20 protein-coding genes are annotated in these 17589 nt (G+C 57.1%); 6 read left to right on the forward strand and 14 right to left on the reverse strand.

What is annotated here, in order from left to right; genetic code table 11:
- Positions 1-10 precede the first annotated feature (10 nt).
- The 3 genes from L3068_RS16765 to L3068_RS16775 all read left to right on the forward strand — a co-directional run bounded on the left by L3068_RS16765 (position 11) and on the right by L3068_RS16775 (position 3087).
- Positions 11-1378: a 6-phospho-alpha-glucosidase gene (locus tag L3068_RS16765; RefSeq protein ID WP_014884820.1), complete on the forward strand. Its 1368-nt coding sequence runs from the start codon at positions 11-13 to the stop codon at positions 1376-1378.
- Positions 1379-1468: 90 nt separating this feature from the next.
- On the forward strand, positions 1469-2317 hold the full coding sequence (gene sseA / locus L3068_RS16770; protein WP_014884821.1) for a 3-mercaptopyruvate sulfurtransferase: 849 nt from the start codon (positions 1469-1471) through the stop codon (positions 2315-2317).
- Positions 2317-3087 (forward strand): MurR/RpiR family transcriptional regulator, encoded by a 771-nt coding sequence (locus L3068_RS16775; protein ID WP_014884822.1) that lies wholly within the window; start codon positions 2317-2319, stop codon positions 3085-3087. The genes sseA and L3068_RS16775 overlap by 1 nt, the downstream gene beginning before the upstream one ends.
- A 16-nt stretch (positions 3088-3103) precedes the next feature.
- Here L3068_RS16775 and sseB read toward each other — a convergent pair whose 3' ends face one another.
- The 11 genes from sseB to trmJ all read right to left on the reverse strand — a co-directional run bounded on the left by sseB (position 3104) and on the right by trmJ (position 11845).
- Positions 3104-3880, reverse strand: coding sequence for an enhanced serine sensitivity protein SseB (sseB, locus tag L3068_RS16780; protein ID WP_014884823.1), 777 nt, complete (start codon positions 3878-3880; stop codon positions 3104-3106).
- A gap of 96 nt (positions 3881-3976) precedes the next feature.
- Positions 3977-5263 carry an aminopeptidase PepB gene (gene pepB / locus L3068_RS16785; RefSeq protein ID WP_023331086.1) on the reverse strand — a complete coding sequence of 429 codons (1287 nt, stop codon included), beginning with the start codon at positions 5261-5263 and terminating at the stop codon, positions 3977-3979.
- A gap of 53 nt (positions 5264-5316) precedes the next feature.
- Positions 5317-5517 carry a Fe-S cluster assembly protein IscX gene (gene iscX / locus L3068_RS16790; RefSeq protein ID WP_014171178.1) on the reverse strand — a complete coding sequence of 67 codons (201 nt, stop codon included), beginning with the start codon at positions 5515-5517 and terminating at the stop codon, positions 5317-5319.
- 1 nt (position 5518) lies between these two features.
- The gene (fdx, locus tag L3068_RS16795) at positions 5519-5854 is read right to left on the reverse strand and encodes an ISC system 2Fe-2S type ferredoxin (RefSeq protein WP_003860652.1); all 336 of its coding nucleotides are present in this window, start codon (positions 5852-5854) and stop codon (positions 5519-5521) included.
- A gap of 1 nt (position 5855) precedes the next feature.
- On the reverse strand, positions 5856-7706 hold the full coding sequence (hscA, locus tag L3068_RS16800) for a Fe-S protein assembly chaperone HscA (protein ID WP_014884825.1): 1851 nt from the start codon (positions 7704-7706) through the stop codon (positions 5856-5858).
- Positions 7707-7720: 14 nt separating this feature from the next.
- On the reverse strand, positions 7721-8236 hold the full coding sequence (gene hscB, locus L3068_RS16805; protein WP_003860657.1) for a co-chaperone HscB: 516 nt from the start codon (positions 8234-8236) through the stop codon (positions 7721-7723).
- A 76-nt stretch (positions 8237-8312) separates the two neighbouring features.
- Positions 8313-8636 carry an iron-sulfur cluster assembly protein IscA gene (gene iscA / locus L3068_RS16810; protein WP_003860659.1) on the reverse strand — a complete coding sequence of 108 codons (324 nt, stop codon included), beginning with the start codon at positions 8634-8636 and terminating at the stop codon, positions 8313-8315.
- 13 nt (positions 8637-8649) lie between these two features.
- Positions 8650-9036 carry a Fe-S cluster assembly scaffold IscU gene (iscU, locus tag L3068_RS16815; RefSeq protein ID WP_003860661.1) on the reverse strand — a complete coding sequence of 129 codons (387 nt, stop codon included), beginning with the start codon at positions 9034-9036 and terminating at the stop codon, positions 8650-8652.
- A 24-nt stretch (positions 9037-9060) separates the two neighbouring features.
- Complete coding sequence (gene iscS / locus L3068_RS16820) at positions 9061-10275, reverse strand: cysteine desulfurase (protein ID WP_008502157.1); 1215 nt, start codon at positions 10273-10275, stop codon at positions 9061-9063.
- A gap of 116 nt (positions 10276-10391) precedes the next feature.
- Complete coding sequence (gene iscR, locus L3068_RS16825; RefSeq protein WP_008502158.1) at positions 10392-10883, reverse strand: Fe-S cluster assembly transcriptional regulator IscR; 492 nt, start codon at positions 10881-10883, stop codon at positions 10392-10394.
- Positions 10884-11119: 236 nt separating this feature from the next.
- Positions 11120-11845 carry a tRNA (cytosine(32)/uridine(32)-2'-O)-methyltransferase TrmJ gene (gene trmJ / locus L3068_RS16830; protein ID WP_008502159.1) on the reverse strand — a complete coding sequence of 242 codons (726 nt, stop codon included), beginning with the start codon at positions 11843-11845 and terminating at the stop codon, positions 11120-11122.
- Between the two features lie 131 nt (positions 11846-11976).
- On the opposite strand from trmJ, the gene suhB reads away from it, so the two are divergent.
- Positions 11977-12780, forward strand: a complete 804-nt coding sequence (suhB, locus tag L3068_RS16835) for an inositol-1-monophosphatase (protein WP_003860668.1) — start codon at positions 11977-11979, stop codon at positions 12778-12780.
- A gap of 60 nt (positions 12781-12840) precedes the next feature.
- On the opposite strand, the gene L3068_RS16840 is transcribed toward suhB, so the two are convergent.
- Positions 12841-13821, reverse strand: a complete 981-nt coding sequence (locus tag L3068_RS16840) for a nickel/cobalt transporter (protein ID WP_063862026.1) — start codon at positions 13819-13821, stop codon at positions 12841-12843.
- Positions 13812-14450, reverse strand: coding sequence for a DUF1007 family protein (locus tag L3068_RS16845; RefSeq protein ID WP_058691201.1), 639 nt, complete (start codon positions 14448-14450; stop codon positions 13812-13814). The genes L3068_RS16840 and L3068_RS16845 overlap by 10 nt, the downstream gene beginning before the upstream one ends.
- A gap of 125 nt (positions 14451-14575) precedes the next feature.
- Here L3068_RS16845 and csiE point away from each other — a divergent pair, with 125 nt between their 5' ends.
- Positions 14576-15853 carry a stationary phase inducible protein CsiE gene (gene csiE / locus L3068_RS16850; RefSeq protein WP_023337632.1) on the forward strand — a complete coding sequence of 426 codons (1278 nt, stop codon included), beginning with the start codon at positions 14576-14578 and terminating at the stop codon, positions 15851-15853.
- On the opposite strand, the gene L3068_RS16855 is transcribed toward csiE, so the two are convergent.
- Complete coding sequence (locus L3068_RS16855; RefSeq protein WP_032635839.1) at positions 15854-16993, reverse strand: 3-phenylpropionate MFS transporter; 1140 nt, start codon at positions 16991-16993, stop codon at positions 15854-15856.
- A 172-nt stretch (positions 16994-17165) separates the two neighbouring features.
- Here L3068_RS16855 and L3068_RS16860 point away from each other — a divergent pair, with 172 nt between their 5' ends.
- Complete coding sequence (locus L3068_RS16860) at positions 17166-17588, forward strand: DoxX family protein (protein ID WP_014884830.1); 423 nt, start codon at positions 17166-17168, stop codon at positions 17586-17588.
- The last annotated feature ends 1 nt before the right edge of the window (position 17589 follow it).

Below are 17589 nucleotides of genomic sequence, written 5' to 3' on the forward strand. Positions count from 1 at the left end.
GGAGCTAAAGATGTTTACACCCCCCTTTATTCTGTCGATTGCCGGTGGCGGCAGCACCTACACGCCGGGTATTGTGAAAAGCCTGATGGTACGTCTGCATGACTTCCCGCTGGCCGAAATCCGCCTCTATGACATCGACGAGGCGCGTCAGAACACCATCGCGCCGGTGGTTGAGAAAGTGATTCGTGACCACAGTGAAAGCATCAAATTCACCGTCACCACTGACCCGGAAGTGGCGTTCAGCGGCGCACATTTCGTCTTCGCCCAGATGCGGGTCGGTCAGTATAAAATGCGCGAGCAGGATGAGAAGATCCCGCTGCGGCACGGCGTGGTCGGCCAGGAGACTTGCGGTCCCGGCGGGCTGGCGTACGGACTGCGCACGATCCTGCCGATGGTCGAGCTTATCGATCGGGTGGATCGCTACGCGCATGAAAAAGCCTGGATCGTGAACTACTCCAACCCGGCAGCGATCGTGGCGGAAGGCGTGCGCCGCCTGCGCCCGAACGCGCGGGTGCTGAACATCTGCGATATGCCCGTCGCTGCAATGCGCAATATGGGTGCCATTCTGGGCGTGGATCGCCACAAGCTGGAGGTGGACTATTTCGGCCTGAACCACTTCGGCTGGTTTACCCGCGTGCTGGTGGACGGCGAAGACAAGCTGCCCGAACTGCGCAAACATATCGCGAAGTTTGGCCTGTTGACGGAAGACGCCGCCAAAACCGATCCGCAACATTCCGATCCCTCCTGGGTGAAGACCTGGCGCAACATCAAGCCCGTCATGGATAACTTCCCGGAGTACCTGCCGAACCCGTATCTGCAGTATTACCTGATGCCAAACCAGATTGTGGAGCATCAGAACCCGGACTATACCCGCGCTAACGAAGTGATGGACGGGCGTGAGAAAAAACTCTTTGCTGCTGCGCAAGAGTACAAGCGCACCGGGATCCTGCCGGATGCCTTCCACGTGGGCGTCCACGGCGAGTTTATCGTCGACGTGGCCTGCTCGCTGGCCTTTAACCTGCGCAGCCGCCATCTGGTGATGGTGGAAAACCGCGGGGCGATTACCAACCTGCCATACGATGCGATGGTGGAAGTGCCCGCCTATATCACCTCCGAAGGACCAGAGCCTATGCGCATCGGTCGGGTGCCGCTGTTCCATCAGACCCTGCTGCAACAGCAGCTGGCATCCGAACAGCTGCTGGTGGAGGCGACCATCGAAGGCAGTTATGAGAAAGCCCTGCAGGCCTTCACCCTGAACCGCACCGTGCCGACCATGGCGCACGCGAAAGCTATTCTGGATGAGATGATCGAAGCCAACCGCGACTACTGGCCCGCACTGCAAAAGGCCTGGCAGAATGGCGAAACGGTGAAAAAATAGGGGCTTGCTCGCGAGTTGAACGTGGTTTGCTTGTCGGTGTCATAAAAAACACCGACAATCCTTTTTTACGGAAAAGAATGGAGGCATCCCATGTCCACCTCATATTTTGTCGCCGCCGACTGGCTGATTGAGCACGGCGACGACCCGGAAGTCCAGATTATTGACGCGCGGATGGCCCCAGCCGGGCAGGAACATCTTCGTGATATGCTCGCTGAATACCGTGCCGGCCATCTGCCTGATGCGGTGTTTTTTGATATTGAAGCCCTCTCCGATCACAACTCTCCCCTGCCGCACATGCTGCCGCGCCCGGAAGCCTTTTCCGTGGCGATGCGCGAGCTGGGCGTGAGCCGCGACAAGCATCTGGTTGTTTACGATGAGGGCAACCTCTTTTCCGCACCGCGTGCGTGGTGGATGTTAAAACAGTTTGGCGTAGAGAAAGTGTCAATTCTGGCAGGCGGTCTGGCGGGCTGGAAGCGTGATGACCTGCCGCTTCAGCAGGGTGATGTCACGCTGCCGGAAGGCGATTTCGATGCCACGTTTGACGCACACGTCGTCAAACGTCTGACTGACGTACTGGTCGTTAGCCACGAGAAGACGGCGCAAATTGTCGATGCCCGTCCTGCTCCTCGCTTTAATGCCGAAGCGGATGAACCGCGTCCGGGTCTGAAGCGTGGACATATTCCGGGCGCGCTGAACGTGCCGTGGGGCGATCTGGTTTTTGAAGGGGAGCTGAAAACCACCGATGAACTGCGCGCCATTTTTGACCGTGCGGGTGTGGATTTACATCGTCCGATCATTGCCAGCTGCGGTTCCGGCGTAACGGCCTGCGTGGTGATTCTGGCACTTGCCACCCTCGGGGTTAACGACGTCACTCTTTACGACGGCGCCTGGAGCGAATGGGGTGCGCGAGACGATCTGCCGGTTGAACCGGCAAAATAATGGATAACCGCCTGGCCACGCTGTTAACGCGCGGGGCGTCACTGACCCGCGCGGAGTATCGCGTCCTCGCCCACCTCACGGAGCATCCGCTGCTGGTGGGCAATATCACGGTGCGCGAGCTGGCGCAGGCGACATTTGTTTCTACCGCCACCATTATGCGGCTGTGTCAGAAGCTGGGGTTCAGCGGTTTTAGCGAGTTTATCTGGCACTGCAAGCAGCTGCTTTCTGACACGCCGCATATCGCCGTGCAGGGGCAATCGCTCCCTGAGCTGCCTGCCCTTTTTAACCAATTCATCGCCAACTATCAGCAAACTTTTCAGTGGGTCACCCAGGACAAACGCCAGCAGTTTGCCAACCTGCTGCGCCAGAAAGAGAGCTTTTTTCTCTACGGTGCCGGGTTTTCCTATCTGTTTGCCGAGTACCTGACCAAGAAATTGCAGGTGTTGGGCAAAACGGCATTTATCTCCGGGCCGGGGGACAGCCGGAACATTTTTCTCAGCAACGCCGCCCGCTATCAGGTGTTCATTGCCGTTTCACGCAGCGGCGAAACGGAGCAGGTGCTGGATAAAGCGCGAATTGCCAAAAACGTCGGGATGACCGTCGTCGCGTTTACCCGCGCCTCGGCCAATACGCTGGCGGGGATGGCGGACGTACACTTTGCCCTCTATGACGAAGCGGTACATTTCGCTGCTGAAGCAGCAGGCGTGACGTCATTTGAGTCGAATCTGGTGCTGCTGATGGATTTACTGCTGCTGGAAGCAACGGGGTGAAGTTCACCCCGCGTCATCAGATAATGCGGTTGGTTTTGAGATCGCGCAGGAACCCGCCCCAGCGACGCTCATAAAACGGCGTGATGTGCTCGGTAATAAAATGGCTGATGCCCTTCTCACCTTTCGTCACCTGGCAGATATCAATCGGCTCGTCGCCCGGCAGCGTGTCGGTCGCCACGCTTCCCGCCGCCTGAATGATGTCGTCGATATCGCCATCTGCTTCAATACCGATCAGCAGCACCGGTTGCTCGTCGGCATTCTCTTTAATGGAGCAGAGGAATGCGCGCCTGACGGGCTTGAGCGTTTTGAAGAGCGTGGTCAGGGAATCAATCATCTGCGCGGGCGGCTCGGCCACTTCGGAGAGCAGCAGCGTTTCCCCCCCTTCCAGCACTTCCTGAGTGCTGAGCGGATTGCCCTCTTCACCCATCAGGTGACTGATTTCACGCGGGGTGAACTCTTTCCCGGTTGGCAGTTTGGCGTTGAGGAACAGGGTCTGGCCCAACGTCATTTCAAACAGCGTACGCACCGGCATCACCACGAATGCCTGTTCATCTTCCACGGCTTCCTGCAGCGCTTCCAGTGAGGTAAAGAACGGGATCACTGAAGAGCCGTCGTCTTTCTCCCAGTGCAGCAGATCCAGCGCGCTGTCTTCCACAACCTGCTCACCTTCCGCCGCGGTGCCTGGCACCCAGACGGTAGATTCCAGCAACGTGCGGAAAAATGCCGGACGGTGAGCGGGCTCGGTGGCCGCCTGTTCCAGCAGAGTTTCTAATTCGTTTTTGGTTTCGGACATAGTTTGGCTACTTCACAATTGCCCGGCGGCGCTACGCTTGCACGGGCCTACGGGTTTTGTAGGCCGGGTAAGCGTAGCGCCACCCGGCAAAAAAGGTTACTCAGCCGTCAGCAGGTTCGCCACGGTACGCACGCCCAGACCGGTCGCACCCGCGGACCACTGTTCTACCGCTGCTTTACGGTAGGTTGCGGAGCAGTCGATGTGCAGCCAGCCTTCGTGATAGTTCTCAACGAAGTGAGACAGGAAGCCTGCTGCGGTACTTGCCCCTGCCGGATACGCCGCGCTTGCGGTGTTATTCAGCTCGGCAAAGTTGGACGGCAGCTGGCTGCGGTGGAACTCGGCCAGCGGCAGACGCCAGAATGGCTCGTTTTCCGCAGCAGCGCTTGCCAGCAGGCGTGCGGCCAGCTTGTCATCGAAGCTGAACAGCGCATGGTAGTCGTTCCCCAGGGCGGTTTTCGCCGCACCGGTCAGGGTCGCCATGTCGATAATCAGTTCAGGTTTCTGCGCAGAGGCGTCAATCAGGCCATCAGCCAGCACCAGGCGGCCTTCGGCATCGGTGTTCATCACTTCAACATTTTTGCCGTTGCGGTAGCGAATGATGTCGCCCAGCTTGAAGGCATTGCCGCTGACCATGTTGTCGGCACAGCACAGGTAAAGCTTCACGCGCTTGTTCAGGCCGCGGGTAATCGCGAACGCCAGCGCACCAGTAATGGTTGCCGCGCCGCCCATGTCGGACTTCATGGAGTCCATGAACGCGCTCTGCTTCAGGCTGTAGCCGCCGGTGTCAAAAGTAATGCCTTTGCCGACCAGGCAGGCAAAGACAGGCGCTTCTTTATCGCCGGTTGGGTTGTAATCCAGCGCCAGCAGGACCGGAGGTCGCTCAGAGCCACGGCCTACGGTGTGGATACCCATATAGTTCTGCTCGCGCAGGTCTTCACCTTTGGTAATACGGTAGGACATTTTGTCGCCCGCCACGCCGCACAGCAGGTCAACGGCGCGCTGCGCCAGCTGCTCAGGACCTAACTCTTCCGCCGGGGCGTTGATGGTGTCGCGCACCCAGTCGATGATCTGCAGGCGGCTTTCCAGCTCTTTCTGACCTGCTTCGTCGAGGTTTGCCCACTCAATTTTGCGGGTGCCTTTCGGACCTTTGTACCCCGCCCAGAATGCCCAGCTGCGGTCGGTGTCCCAGCCTTCGCCTTCCAGCGAGACATGTTTGATCCCCAGACCGTCGATTTTGCGCGCGGCGCGCTGGATCAGGCCCAAATCATCGTTGCCCGTCAGGTGCAGGGTAATACCGTCGTTATTGATGCTGTAGCTGGCTTTCTCGCCCCAGCGCGCGTCGGCAGGCTGCGTAGAGAGCGTAATCTTCATCGCTTCGGTCATTTTATTTATCCTTATTAGCAAACGGGCCGCCTGAAGGCAGCCCGTTAAGTGATTTACTCTGCTTCATCTAACCAGACTAACAGAATCGCCTCCAGAATTTTTTCATTGGATGCGTTTGGATCGTCGTCGAAATCGTCTAAATCGCAGATCCACTGGTGCATGTCGGTGAATCGTACGGTTTTCGGATCGAGATCCGGGTTCGCGTCGTAGAGCGCTTCGCCGATCTCACGGCTGTCTGTCCACTTCAGTCCCATATTAATGCTCGCGTGCGTGGTTGATGGTGTAGCGTGGGAATTCCACGACCAGATCTTCGTCGGTCACCGCGGCCTGGCAGCTTAAGCGGCTGTCTGGCTCCAGACCCCATGCTTTATCCAGCATGTCGTCTTCGTCTTCGGTGCTTTCGGCGAGCGAGTCAAAACCTTCACGCACGATGCAGTGACAGGTAGTGCAGGCACAGGATTTTTCACAGGCGTGTTCCACTTCGATACCTGCGCGCAGGGCAACATCGAGAATGGTTTCGCCGGTCTTCGCTTCCAGAACAGCGCCATCCGGACAAAGGTCCGCATGAGGCAAAATAACAATCTTTGGCATATTAAACCTCGTCCACGGACTGGCCTTTCAGCGCGACGCGGACGGATTTGTCCATGCGGCGAGCGGCGAAGTCCTGGGTTTGTTTATCAACGTTTTTAATGGCTTCTTCTATTGCGTCAGCATCATTGCCCATGGCGACGACGCTTAAGTGCGCGGCAGCCTCGTCAATCACCTGACGCTCAGCGGCGCTTAACAGCGCGGCATCGGCATTGAGTGCCCCGGTCAGGCTTTCCAGCACGCGTGCGGCTTCCACTTTCTGTTCCGCCAGCATACGCGCCTTCACATCCTGCTCGGCGTAGCTCATTGAGTCCTGAATCATGGAGGCGATCTCGCCATCGGTCAGGCCGTAGGACGGCTTCACCTGGATGGACGATTCCACGCCGGTGGATTTTTCCATCGCCGTGACGCTCAGCAGGCCGTCCGCATCAACCTGGAAGGTAACGCGAATATGCGCCCCGCCCGCTGGCAACGCCGGGATACCGCGCAGTGCAAAGCGCGCCAGAGAGCGGCAGTCCTGCACCAGTTCGCGTTCGCCCTGCATGACGTGGATGGACATCGCAGTCTGGCCGTCTTTAAAGGTGGTGAACTCCTGCGCGCGCGCCACCGGAATGGTGGTGTTACGCGGGATGACTTTCTCCACCAGGCCACCCATGGTTTCTAAACCAAGGGACAGCGGGATAACGTCCAGCAGCAGCATTTCACTGTCCGGCTTGTTGCCGACCAGAATATCGGCCTGAATGGCCGCGCCCACGGCAACCACTTTGTCCGGATCGATGGCGGTCAGCGGCGTGCGGCCAAAGAACTCACCTACACGTTCGCGCACCAGCGGCACACGGGTAGAACCGCCGACCATGACCACTTCCAGCACCTCGTCAGCCTCAACGCCCGCATCTTTCAATGCGCGACGGCAGGCCAGCAGCGTGCGTTTCACCAAAGGTGCGATCAGATCGTTAAACTGGTCACGGGAGATTTCCCCCTGCCAGCCCGCCACGTTCACGGTAACCGTCTGCGCATCGCTGAGGGCAATTTTGGCGTCAATGGCGGCATCCAGCAGTTCACGCTGGACGCGCGCATCGCTGCGATCGGCAATCCCCGCCTGCTCACGAATGTAATCCGCCAGCAGATGGTCGAAGTCATCGCCGCCCAGCGCGGAATCCCCGCCGGTCGCCAGCACTTCAAATACGCCACGGCTTAAGCGCAGGATGGAGATATCAAAGGTACCGCCGCCGAGGTCGTAAACGGCAATCACCCCTTCCTGACCGGAGTCGAGGCCGTAGGCAATGGCCGCCGCCGTCGGTTCGTTCAGCAGGCGTAATACGTGCAGGCCCGCCAGACGGGCGGCGTCCTTGGTGCCCTGACGCTGTGCATCGTCAAAATAGGCCGGAACGGTAATCACCACGCCGTCGAGATCGCCGCCGAGCGTCGCCGTAGCGCGCGCTGCCAGCGCCTTCAGGATGTCCGAAGAAACACGGATCGGGTTCAGCAGACCAGCCTCGGTCGCGATCATCGGCAGGCCGTTTTCACTGGCCTGAAGCTGATACGGCAGATGCGGGTAACGGGTCTGAATATCGGCCAGCGAACGGCCCATCATGCGCTTAACCGAGCTGATGGTGTTGGCCGGATCGCGCGCGGCGTTGGCGCGCGCGTCGTAGCCTACCGCGTGACCCTGCTGCTGGTAGTGGACCACGGAAGGCAGCAGATGGCGGCCCTGCTCGTCAGCCAGCGTTTCCGCCTGGCCGCTACGCACGGTCGCCACGAGAGAATTGGTGGTGCCCAGGTCAATACCCACCGCCAGACGACGCTGGTGCGGTGCGGCACTTAAGCCAGGCTCACTAATTTGTAATAAGGCCATAATTGCTTCCGAAATTAAAAATCGAGCAGCTTTTCTTCGAGTTGTTCAGCACTGCTTCGCAGTTTATCGAGAAAACGGAGTTTGCGCACAGTGTCTGCCGCCACGTCCCAGGTCTCGTTGTTCAGTTGCTCCACCATCTGCTGATGGCGGGTATCAAACATACCCTTCACGCGCGTGATAAAGCTTTCCAGCCGCGCTTCGTCTTTGGCCTGTTCAATCTCATCCAGCTCTTCGCGCAGCTCCAGCTGTTCCATCAGAAACGCCGTATCGCGAACGGTATGCTGTTCGCTCGCCAGATCAAAACCGTGGAGCGAGAGCAGATATTCAGCACGCGCCAGCGGATGACGCAGCGTCTGCCAGGCCTGATTAATGGTGGCAGAGTGCGAAACTGCAGCCAACTGCTCGGCCTGCGTCCCGCTGGCGAATTTATCCGGATGGTACTGACGCTGCAAATCCTGAAAACGGACCGTCAGCGCCTGAAGATCGATCGGGTATTGAGCGGGTAGTCCGAAGAGAGTGAAGTAATCCATAACAATCTCAGGGGTAGCCTGTTAGAACAAACCCCACGCGCAGCAAAGCCACGGTGGGGTTTCGGATGACGCGCGGTTAAACGTGGAAGCTTTCGCCGCAACCACACTCGTCTTTGACGTTCGGGTTCGTGAATTTGAACCCTTCGTTCAGGCCTTCTTTGACGAAGTCCAGCTGAGTGCCGTTGAGGAATTGCAGGCTTTTGCCATCGACCACCACCTTCACGCCCTTGTCTTCAAACACGGTGTCATCAGACGCCGGCTCGTCAACAAACTCCAGTACGTAAGCCATACCAGAACAGCCGGAGGTACGTACGCCCAGTCGCAGGCCAAAGCCTTTACCACGGTTCGCCAGAAAAGAGCTTACTCGCGCGGCAGCGCTGTCGCTAAGGGTAATCGACATACTCAAACCTCAATTATTTTGCTTCACGTTTGCTTTTGTAATCCGCAATGGCGGCTTTGATCGCGTCTTCTGCCAGAATAGAACAGTGAATTTTCACCGGTGGCAGTTCGAGTTCTTCAGCAATATCCGTGTTCTTGATTGCCTGTGCTTCGTCCAGAGACTTGCCCTTCACCCATTCGGTGACCAGGGAGCTGGACGCAATGGCAGAACCGCAGCCGTAGGTCTTGAAACGCGCGTCTTCAATGATACCTTCATTGTTGACTTTAATCTGCAACTTCATCACGTCGCCACACGCCGGTGCACCCACCATGCCGCTACCAACAGATTCGTCGCTGTTGTCAAAAGAGCCAACGTTGCGCGGGTTTTCGTAATGATCGATGACTTTTTCGCTGTATGCCATGATTGAATTCTCCTTATGTACCGATTAGTGATGTGACCATTCAATGCTGTTCAGATCCACGCCCTGCTTAAACATTTCCCACAGTGGAGAAAGGTCACGCAGACGGCCGATGGAGTTACGAACCAGCTTGATGGTGTAGTCAATCTCTTCTTCGGTAGTGAAACGACCTAAAGAGAAACGGATAGAGCTGTGTGCCAGCTCGTCAGTCATACCCAGCGCGCGCAGCACGTAGGATGGCTCCAGGCTTGCAGACGTACAGGCAGAACCGGAAGAAACGGCCAGGTCTTTGAGGGCCATGATCAGCGACTCGCCTTCAACATAGTTGAAGCTGACGTTGAGGATGTTTGGCGCGCCCTGCTCGAGATCGCCGTTCAGATACACTTCTTCCATATCCTTCACGCCGTCCCACAGACGGTTACGCAGCGTGCGCAGGCGTGCCATCTCGGTTTCCATCTCTTCTTTCGCAATGCGGTATGCTTCGCCCATGCCCACGATCTGGTGAACAGGCAGCGTACCGGAACGCATGCCGCGTTCGTGACCGCCGCCGTGCATCTGTGCTTCGATGCGGATACGTGGCTTACGACGAACGTACAGCGCGCCGATCCCTTTCGGGCCATAGATTTTGTGGCCGGAGAAGGACATCAGGTCCACTTTCAGCTGGCTCAGGTCGATAGGCAGTTTACCCACGCTCTGGGTCGCATCTACGTGGTAGATAATACCGCGCGCACGGCACATTTCGCCGATGGTGGCGATGTCCTGAACGACGCCGATTTCGTTGTTGACGTGCATGATGGAGACCAGAATGGTGTCATCACGCATCGCTGCTTCGAGCTCTTTCAGGTCGATGATACCGTTGCTCTGCGGCGCCAGGTAAGTCACTTCGTACCCTTCACGCTCCAGCTGACGGCAGGTGTCCAGCACGGCTTTGTGTTCGGTTTTGCTGGTGATAATGTGCTTGCCTTTTTTCTGATAAAAGTTGGCTGCACCTTTGATCGCCAGGTTGTCGGATTCGGTCGCACCGGAGGTGAAAACAATCTCACGCGGGTCGGCACCCACCAGGTCAGCAATCTGATTACGGGCGATATCAACCGCCTCTTCAGCATGCCAGCCAAAACGGTGTGAACGGGAAGCTGGGTTACCAAAGTTTCCGTCCAGGGTCAGACACTGCATCATTTTCTCGGCAACACGCGGGTCCACCGGCGTGGTTGCGGAGTAATCGAGATAAATCGGTAATTTCATTGCTCTATAAACTCCGTACATCGCTTCAATGCAAGGAATCAGGCAACCGGCTGGATGTACGACCGAGTACGCGGGGCGCGGTGCCCCGGCCTGATTCTGAAATACTTATCGTTTTATTACGCGCGCAGTTTGACGTCGATGGCGTCCTGCGCGCGGGTGCTGCGTTGGGAATCATGGCTGTGCTGACGGCCTGATACATCCAGAACTTCCTGGTTATTCACCAGCTCACCGAGGGTGATGTTGTTCAGGAAGCCGGTCAGACGGTCGCTCAGATCGCGCCACAGCGCGTGGGTCAGGCACTTATCGCCGCCCTGGCAGCCGCCTTTACCCTGGCAACGGGTCGCGTCGACGGATTCGTCAACTGCGCTAATCACTTCACCCACTGCAATACTGCCCGCGTCTTTACCCAGCAGATAACCGCCGCCCGGGCCACGAACGCTGGAAACCAGTCCATTTTTACGCAGTCTGGAGAACAGCTGTTCCAGATAGGAGAGGGAGATCCCTTGTCGTTCAGAAATATCAGCCAACGGAACCGGGCCCGCTTCGGAGTTGAGCGCAACGTCCAGCATCGCGGTCACGGCATAACGCCCTTTAGATGTCAGTCTCATGTCTTACTTAACCTCAAACTCGCCCCTGCCCGGGGTTTTTTATTGTAAAATGGGGGTATTGCATAGCAGGGCCAAGTCTGACATTCCTGACTAAAATGGTCAACTATTTACTTGACTGTTTTAGTCAGGTATTTAACCTTCTGTGCCGTATCCTTTTGCCCGGCGGCGCTGCGCTTGCACGGGCTACGGGTTTTGTAGGTCGGGTAAGCGAAGCGCCACCCGGCGAACAGACGACACTACTCTTTATTCTTCTGCTCAATCGACGCCAGAATGCCGCGCAGGATGTTTAGCTCCTGGCTTTCCGGGCGGGCGCGGGTGAACAGACGGCGCAGCTTGTTCATCACCTGGCCTGGATGGCCTTCACGAATAAAGCCGGTCGAAAGCAGCGTCTGCTCCAGGTGACCATAGAAACGCTCCAGGTCATCCACCAGCGGGTAGGCCGTCTCTTCTTTAGGCTCTACCTCTTTCTCCTGCGTCGCCAGCCACGCCATACGCACTTCGTAGGCGATCACCTGCACTGCCATCGCCAGGTTCAGCGAGCTGTATTCCGGGTTGGCGGCAATCGCCACATGGTAGTGGCATTTCTGCAGTTCGTCGTTGGTCAGGCCAACACGCTCACGGCCAAACACCAGCGCAACCGGCGCCTGTTCTGCCTCAGAGACACTCTTCAGACCGCATTCGCGCGGGTCCAGCATCGGCCACGGCAATGTGCGGGAGCGAGCGCTGGTGCCGACTACCAGGCTGCAGCCTGCCAGCGCTTCGTCGAGGGTATCGACGATCTGCGCGTTGCCAATCACGTCGCTGGCTCCGGCGGCCAGGGCGATGGCCTGTGAGTCTGGTTTCACCAGCGGGTTAACCAGCCACAGGTTCGTTAAGCCCATGGTTTTCATAGCGCGGGCAACGGAGCCCATGTTGCCGGTGTGCGATGTTTCGACCAGCACGATTCGAATGTTTTGCAGCATAATTTTTAGTGTCTGAATTCAGCGTCTGAAGAATATTCGGGCATATTATCATAAACGAGAGACATAATCCGATCCCGCTGCTATACTCTGCGCCGATTTTCCTGTTCTTTAACATCCAGTGAGAGAGACCGATGCATCCGATGCTGACCATCGCCGTGCGCGCAGCGCGCAAGGCGGGTAATGTAATTGCCAAACACTACGAAACGCCAGACTCCGTAGAAACCAGCCAGAAAGGCAGCAATGATTTCGTGACGAATGTCGATAAAGCCGCAGAAGCGATTATTATCGAAACGATCCGCAAATCTTACCCGCAGCACACCATCATCACCGAAGAAAGCGGTGAACATGAAGGTACCGATCAGGATGTTCAATGGGTTATCGATCCACTGGATGGCACCACCAACTTCGTCAAACGCCTGCCACACTTCTCTGTGTCTATCGCCGTACGCATCAAAGGCCGTACTGAAGTCGCTGTTGTCTACGATCCAATGCGTAACGAACTGTTCACCGCTACCCGCGGTCAGGGCGCACAGCTGAATGGCTACCGTCTGCGCTGCAGCAACGCTCGCGATCTGGACGGCACCATCCTGGCGACCGGTTTCCCGTTCAAGGCGAAACAGCACGCAACCACCTACATGAATATCCTGGGCAAACTGTTCACCGAATGCGCGGACTTCCGTCGCACCGGTTCTGCTGCGCTGGATCTGGCTTACGTGGCGACCGGCCGCGTTGACGGATACTTCGAGCTGTCTCTGAAGCCATGGGATTTTGCCGCGGGCGAGCTGATCGCACGTGAAGCAGGTGCCATAGTGTGTGATTTCACCGGCGGCCATAACTATATGTCTACCGGCAACATCGTTGCCGGTAACCCACGTGTCGTTAAAGCCATGCTGGCAAACATGCGTGATGAACTGAGCGACGCGCTGAAGCGTTAATCGAGCGTATTATGCCCGGTGGCGCTACGCTTACCGGGCCTACAAAATCCCTCAGGTACGTCAGAAAGGCCGCAATCCCCTTCCCACCGGCACCGCGCTCATCCACATCGTCACCGCCGCCACCAGCAGAATCACCCCGCCCGCCAGCGCGAGCGTTGTCCATCCGACCTGTCGCCACAGCACCGGCGTTTTATTGCCGCTGAGTTTAACCGCCAGCTGGCGGAAGCTGTGCACCAGCAACGCCAGCGAAGAAATCGTCAGTGACGTTCCAGCCGCCATCGCCAGCGCAGAAAGCATTCCCCAGCCAAACACGCCAATCACCTTGCTGAACAACAACACCATGATTGCCCCCGAGCACGGGCGCATCCCCATCGAGAGCACAATCATCAGCCGCGCACGCCAGTCATCACCGTTCTGTAGCTGTTCCTGCGTCGGCAGATGCTGATGTCCGCAGCCACAGTTTTCATCGTGAACGTGATGCGGCGTAAAAGTCCTGAATTGCGGTTTTTGCAGCAGCGCGCGCAGTTTTTTCAGCGCTCGCCAGCAGAGGATCAGCCCCAGCACGCCCACCAGCGCATAGCTCCCCTTTTCCAGCCAGAAGCTACTCATGTGCAGCTGCCGGGCTGGAAGCTGAAGAAGTGAAAGCACTACGACAACCAGCCCAATCGCCACGCCCCCCTGAAGCAGCGAGGAGGCCAGCGTAAGACCCATGCTCGATTTCAGCTTTGACGGATGGGTCGCAAGCCAGGTGGTGATAACGATTTTGCCATGCCCAGGCCCCAGCGCATGCAGCACCCCGTAGATAAAGCTGAACGCCAGCAGGGAACCGCCCGCTTTCTTTGGGTTCTCCGCCACCGCTTTCAGTAAACCACTCATCTGCTGGTTCACCTCGCGCTGCCAGATGATGCTTTTCATCATCACCTGCGGCCAGGCCTGCCACAGCCAGAGCGAACCGCCAATAGCTAACAGTATAAAAAGCGCCAGCGGCCAAAGATGAAGCCAGCGGCGAGATTTGCGGGACGGAGAAGCGATCACTGACATTGTAACGTCACCTCCTGCGCGAACTGTTTACCCAACTCCATGTCCTCCGGTGGCGCATCTTCTTTATCAAGAGAGACGGCAAAGTTCAGCGTCTCTTCGCTGGGATTCGGGGTGTGAACCGCCATTTTGCAGGTTTTCTGCAACGAGGCCGGAAGCTGTACATCGCTCTCGTCGGCGTAGTGCATGTCGACGTAGTAGGTTGGGTCAAAAGTGGAAAAAGTATATTTTTGCCCTGCCAGCGGCTGCGGGTGCGCCAGCGGAAGGACGAACGTCAGCACCGCCTGATGCCCGTCGCGTGACATACCATACTCCGTGGGTCGGTTAAGAAACTTCACCTTCTGGCCGTTATGCCAGAACTCGGTGAAGTAGTGCTGACCCAGCACGTTAGCCATCACTTCCGCCGCCAGCTTTTTCCAGATTTCATCGCCGGGCTTCGCATTTCCCGCATCATAAAGCAGGTCAGCCGAGGTGATTTCATCCATCGTCCAGCGCATCTTCAGGCCACTTAACTGCGTGCCGTCGGTGACCAGTTCGGTTTTCAGGCTGATAAAACTGTGAGGGTGCGCGCTGGTGGTGAAGGAGATAACCGCCAAAAATAACGCCATCGCACTGTGTTTAACTGTCTGCATCAATTCCTCACGTCAAAAATTCTGTGATGTTCTCCAGCAATCCTGAGTGAAAGGCCTGCCGGTGCGCTTTTCAGCCCCCATCCTTTAGCTATTCTTATCAAACATTCACACTGGATACCCGACAGATGATGACGACGCTTGAAATTCCATCTGTGCTTTCCAGTTCGCAGCGCCGTTGCCAGGTGCTTTTAATGCTTTACCTGCCCGATGCTGCCGTCACCGCACAGAGCATAATCGCAGCCAACGGCGTGGACGACGTCCTGGCACGGCAAGATATAGCCGAGACGCGCGATGAAATCCAGCGCTATCACCGGCTGGATATCGTCACGCACCACGACGGCAGCTACCGGATTGAAGGCACTGCCCTGAACCAGCGTTTATGCCTGCTGCACTGGCTGCGCAGGGCGCTCCGCCTTTGCCCGCAGTTTGTCTCGCACCAGTTTACGCCAGCGTTAAAAACCGCGCTTAAACAACACGGCATCGCGCGGCCACTTTACGACGATGCTAACCTGCGGGCGTTAATCAACTTCTGCTCGCGCAAGCTGCAGCGGCAGTTTGAGTGTCGCGACATCCAGTTCTTACAGCTCTACTTACAGTATTGCCTTATCCAGCACCACCTGGGGAATACGCCACAATTTTCCCATGCCCAGCGCAGCTGGACGCAGTCGCGGGGAGAGTATTTTACGGCGCAGGAGATCGTCCGTCACTGGAAGCGGCGCGTTCCTCAGGGCGCGCATGTGGATGAGCAGTTGTTTCTGGCGCTGCTGTTTATGATGCTCCGCACGCCCGATCCGGTGCTGGATAAGCACCAGCAGGATGAGCGTTTGCGTCGCGCCATCGTGCGCATGGTGGCCCGTTTTCGCTCGCAGACCGGGATGAACTTCAGCGACGAGCAAGGACTGACCGATCAGCTGTATATCCATCTGTCTCAGGCGCTGGACCGTTCCCTGTTTGAAATTGGCATCGACAACAGCCTGCCAGAGGAGATCCATCGTCTCTATCCCCGGCTGTTACGCACCACGAAAGAGGCGTTGTTTGAGCTGGAAGCGGAGTTTGGCCTGCGTTTTTCCGATGAAGAGATGAGCCTGGTCGCGGTGATTTTCGGCGCCTGGCTGATGCAGGAGTCCGATCTCCATGAAAAGCAGGTGGTGCTGTTGACCGGGGAAGATAAATCCTGTGAGGAGCTGATTGAACAGCAGCTGCGCGAGTTGACGCTGCTGCCGCTCAATATTCGCTATCTGACGTTGCAGGCTTTTCAGAAAGAGGGCGCGCCGCGCGAAGCCGCGCTGGTGGTCACCCCCTATCCTGTTGCCCTGCCGCTGTTCTCGCCGCCGTTGATCCACGCGGTTGAATCACTGAATGCGCAGCAGCAAGAGCATATTCGCGCGATGCTGGAGTCGTAGTTACGCGCGTGCGGCCACTTTTGGTCGAACAAACATCGCCGGTAGCGCCACCAGCGCCATTACCCAGAAGACGCCGTGCCCGAGGTGTTGATACAGGAAACCGGCAAAGACCGTCATCACCGCAATACTGCCGCCCATTGCTACCGCGGAATAGACCGACTGCAGACGAATCACATCCCCGCCCTCACGCGCAGCGATATAGCGCATCGCCGCCAGGTGACATACGGTGAAGGTGCCGCAGTGCAGAATTTGCGCCAAGATCAGCCATGGCAGATCCGTCGTCCAGCCCATAATACCCCAGCGTGCCACGCCGCAAATCGCCGAAAGCAGCAGCAGATCGCGCGCGCCAAAACGGCGGAACAGCTTTTTGCTCAGGGCGAAAATAATGACTTCGGCCACCACGCCCAGCGACCAGAGATAACCAACCGCAGAGGCAGAGTAGCCCGCCCCCTGCCAGTAGATAGCGCTGAAGCCATAGTACGCCGCATGCGCCCCCTGAAGCAGACAGACACACGCCAGAAAGCGCCAGCTCTGTGCGACCAGGCTCCGCCAGGCTGGCCAGCCCGCGCTCTCCTGTTGGCGATTTTCTCCCTGCGGCATCACGGATGGACGTAACAGCATTCCCAGCAGCATCGACGCTATCCCGATGCTCAGCAGAGCCAGAATCGCACGGTAGTCGTAAAGGCTGACCAGTTTCCCCACCAGCGCGGAACCGATAACAAAAGCAATAGAGCCCCACAGGCGCACGCGGCCATAGTCCATGGTGATCTGCTTTTGCCAGGTGTTCGCCAGCGCATCCGTCAGAGGAACCAGCGGAGAGAAGAACAGGTTAAAGCCGACCATCACCACCATCAGCCAGGCAAACTGATGGCTTACCCAGAAGCAGGCGACAAAGACCAGGGTGAGCAGCGCGAGAATGCGTACAGCCTTGATCAGCAGAGAGGGATCGCTGACGCGCGGGGCAATCAGCAGGCTGCCAAGAAAACGCGCCACCAGTCCGGCCCCCAGCAGAACGCCGATGGTCTCTGGAGTCAGGCCGATTCCCTTGAGCCAGACGCTCCAGAATGGCAGAAAAATACCGTAGCTAAAGAAATAGGTGAAATAGCTGAGCGCCAGCCAGCGCGTGGAATGCAAGACCATGAATCCCTCCCGAAATGGAGGCCATAGTCTGGCGAGAATAGAAAAATTAAGCAAGTAGATAGCCTGCTATAAATTAACGAAAAATTAACATATCGTGCAGTCGTCAGGCTTATGGCAGGGAATGAAAATGTGTATTACGTTTAAATTACTCCACTTGCAGAGGTTTTCTGCCATGAACTCACTACGTTATCTCGATTTTGGTCAGTCACGCCATCTGTTGTTGTTGATTGCCCGTATCGCGCTTGTCGTCCTGTTTATTATCTTTGGTTATCCGAAACTGACGGGGTTTAGCGGCACCGTACAATATATGACCTCGCTGGGGACACCGATGCCCATGCTGGCGGCCATTATTGCGGTGGTGATGGAGGTGCCAGCCGCCATCCTGATCGTACTGGGCTTTTTCACCCGCCCTCTTGCCGTGCTGTTTGTGTTCTACACGCTGGGCACGGCGGTGATTGGTCACCATTACTGGAATATGACCGGTGACGCGGTCGTACCGAATATGATTAATTTCTACAAGAATGTCAGTATTGCGGGCGCATTTATATTGCTGGCGATTGTTGGTCCAGGCGCAATATCCCTTGACCGCCGTTAAG

Source organism: Enterobacter cloacae complex sp. ECL414, from assembly GCF_021869685.1.
GTDB classification, from domain to species: Bacteria; Pseudomonadota; Gammaproteobacteria; order Enterobacterales; family Enterobacteriaceae; genus Enterobacter; species Enterobacter kobei.

Bases quoted from the DNA above. Each gene is read 5' to 3' on its own strand.
- hscB (WP_003860657.1), bottom strand. From the start codon at position 8,236: ATGGATTACTTCACTCTCTTCGGACTACCCGCTCAATACCCGATCGAT.
- L3068_RS16765 (WP_014884820.1), top strand. From the start codon at position 11: ATGTTTACACCCCCCTTTATTCTGTCGATTGCCGGTGGCGGCAGCACC.
- sseA (WP_014884821.1), top strand. From the start codon at position 1,469: ATGTCCACCTCATATTTTGTCGCCGCCGACTGGCTGATTGAGCACGGC.
- L3068_RS16840 (WP_063862026.1), bottom strand. From the start codon at position 13,821: ATGTCAGTGATCGCTTCTCCGTCCCGCAAATCTCGCCGCTGGCTTCAT.
- L3068_RS16860 (WP_014884830.1), top strand. From the start codon at position 17,166: ATGAACTCACTACGTTATCTCGATTTTGGTCAGTCACGCCATCTGTTG.
- csiE (WP_023337632.1), top strand. From the start codon at position 14,576: ATGATGACGACGCTTGAAATTCCATCTGTGCTTTCCAGTTCGCAGCGC.
- L3068_RS16845 (WP_058691201.1), bottom strand. From the start codon at position 14,450: ATGCAGACAGTTAAACACAGTGCGATGGCGTTATTTTTGGCGGTTATC.
- hscA (WP_014884825.1), bottom strand. From the start codon at position 7,706: ATGGCCTTATTACAAATTAGTGAGCCTGGCTTAAGTGCCGCACCGCAC.
- iscA (WP_003860659.1), bottom strand. From the start codon at position 8,636: ATGTCGATTACCCTTAGCGACAGCGCTGCCGCGCGAGTAAGCTCTTTT.
- suhB (WP_003860668.1), top strand. From the start codon at position 11,977: ATGCATCCGATGCTGACCATCGCCGTGCGCGCAGCGCGCAAGGCGGGT.
- pepB (WP_023331086.1), bottom strand. From the start codon at position 5,263: ATGACCGAAGCGATGAAGATTACGCTCTCTACGCAGCCTGCCGACGCG.
- L3068_RS16775 (WP_014884822.1), top strand. From the start codon at position 2,317: ATGGATAACCGCCTGGCCACGCTGTTAACGCGCGGGGCGTCACTGACC.
- L3068_RS16855 (WP_032635839.1), bottom strand. From the start codon at position 16,993: ATGGTCTTGCATTCCACGCGCTGGCTGGCGCTCAGCTATTTCACCTAT.
- iscU (WP_003860661.1), bottom strand. From the start codon at position 9,036: ATGGCATACAGCGAAAAAGTCATCGATCATTACGAAAACCCGCGCAAC.
- fdx (WP_003860652.1), bottom strand. From the start codon at position 5,854: ATGCCAAAGATTGTTATTTTGCCTCATGCGGACCTTTGTCCGGATGGC.
- sseB (WP_014884823.1), bottom strand. From the start codon at position 3,880: ATGTCCGAAACCAAAAACGAATTAGAAACTCTGCTGGAACAGGCGGCC.
- iscS (WP_008502157.1), bottom strand. From the start codon at position 10,275: ATGAAATTACCGATTTATCTCGATTACTCCGCAACCACGCCGGTGGAC.
- iscR (WP_008502158.1), bottom strand. From the start codon at position 10,883: ATGAGACTGACATCTAAAGGGCGTTATGCCGTGACCGCGATGCTGGAC.
- trmJ (WP_008502159.1), bottom strand. From the start codon at position 11,845: ATGCTGCAAAACATTCGAATCGTGCTGGTCGAAACATCGCACACCGGC.
- iscX (WP_014171178.1), bottom strand. From the start codon at position 5,517: ATGGGACTGAAGTGGACAGACAGCCGTGAGATCGGCGAAGCGCTCTAC.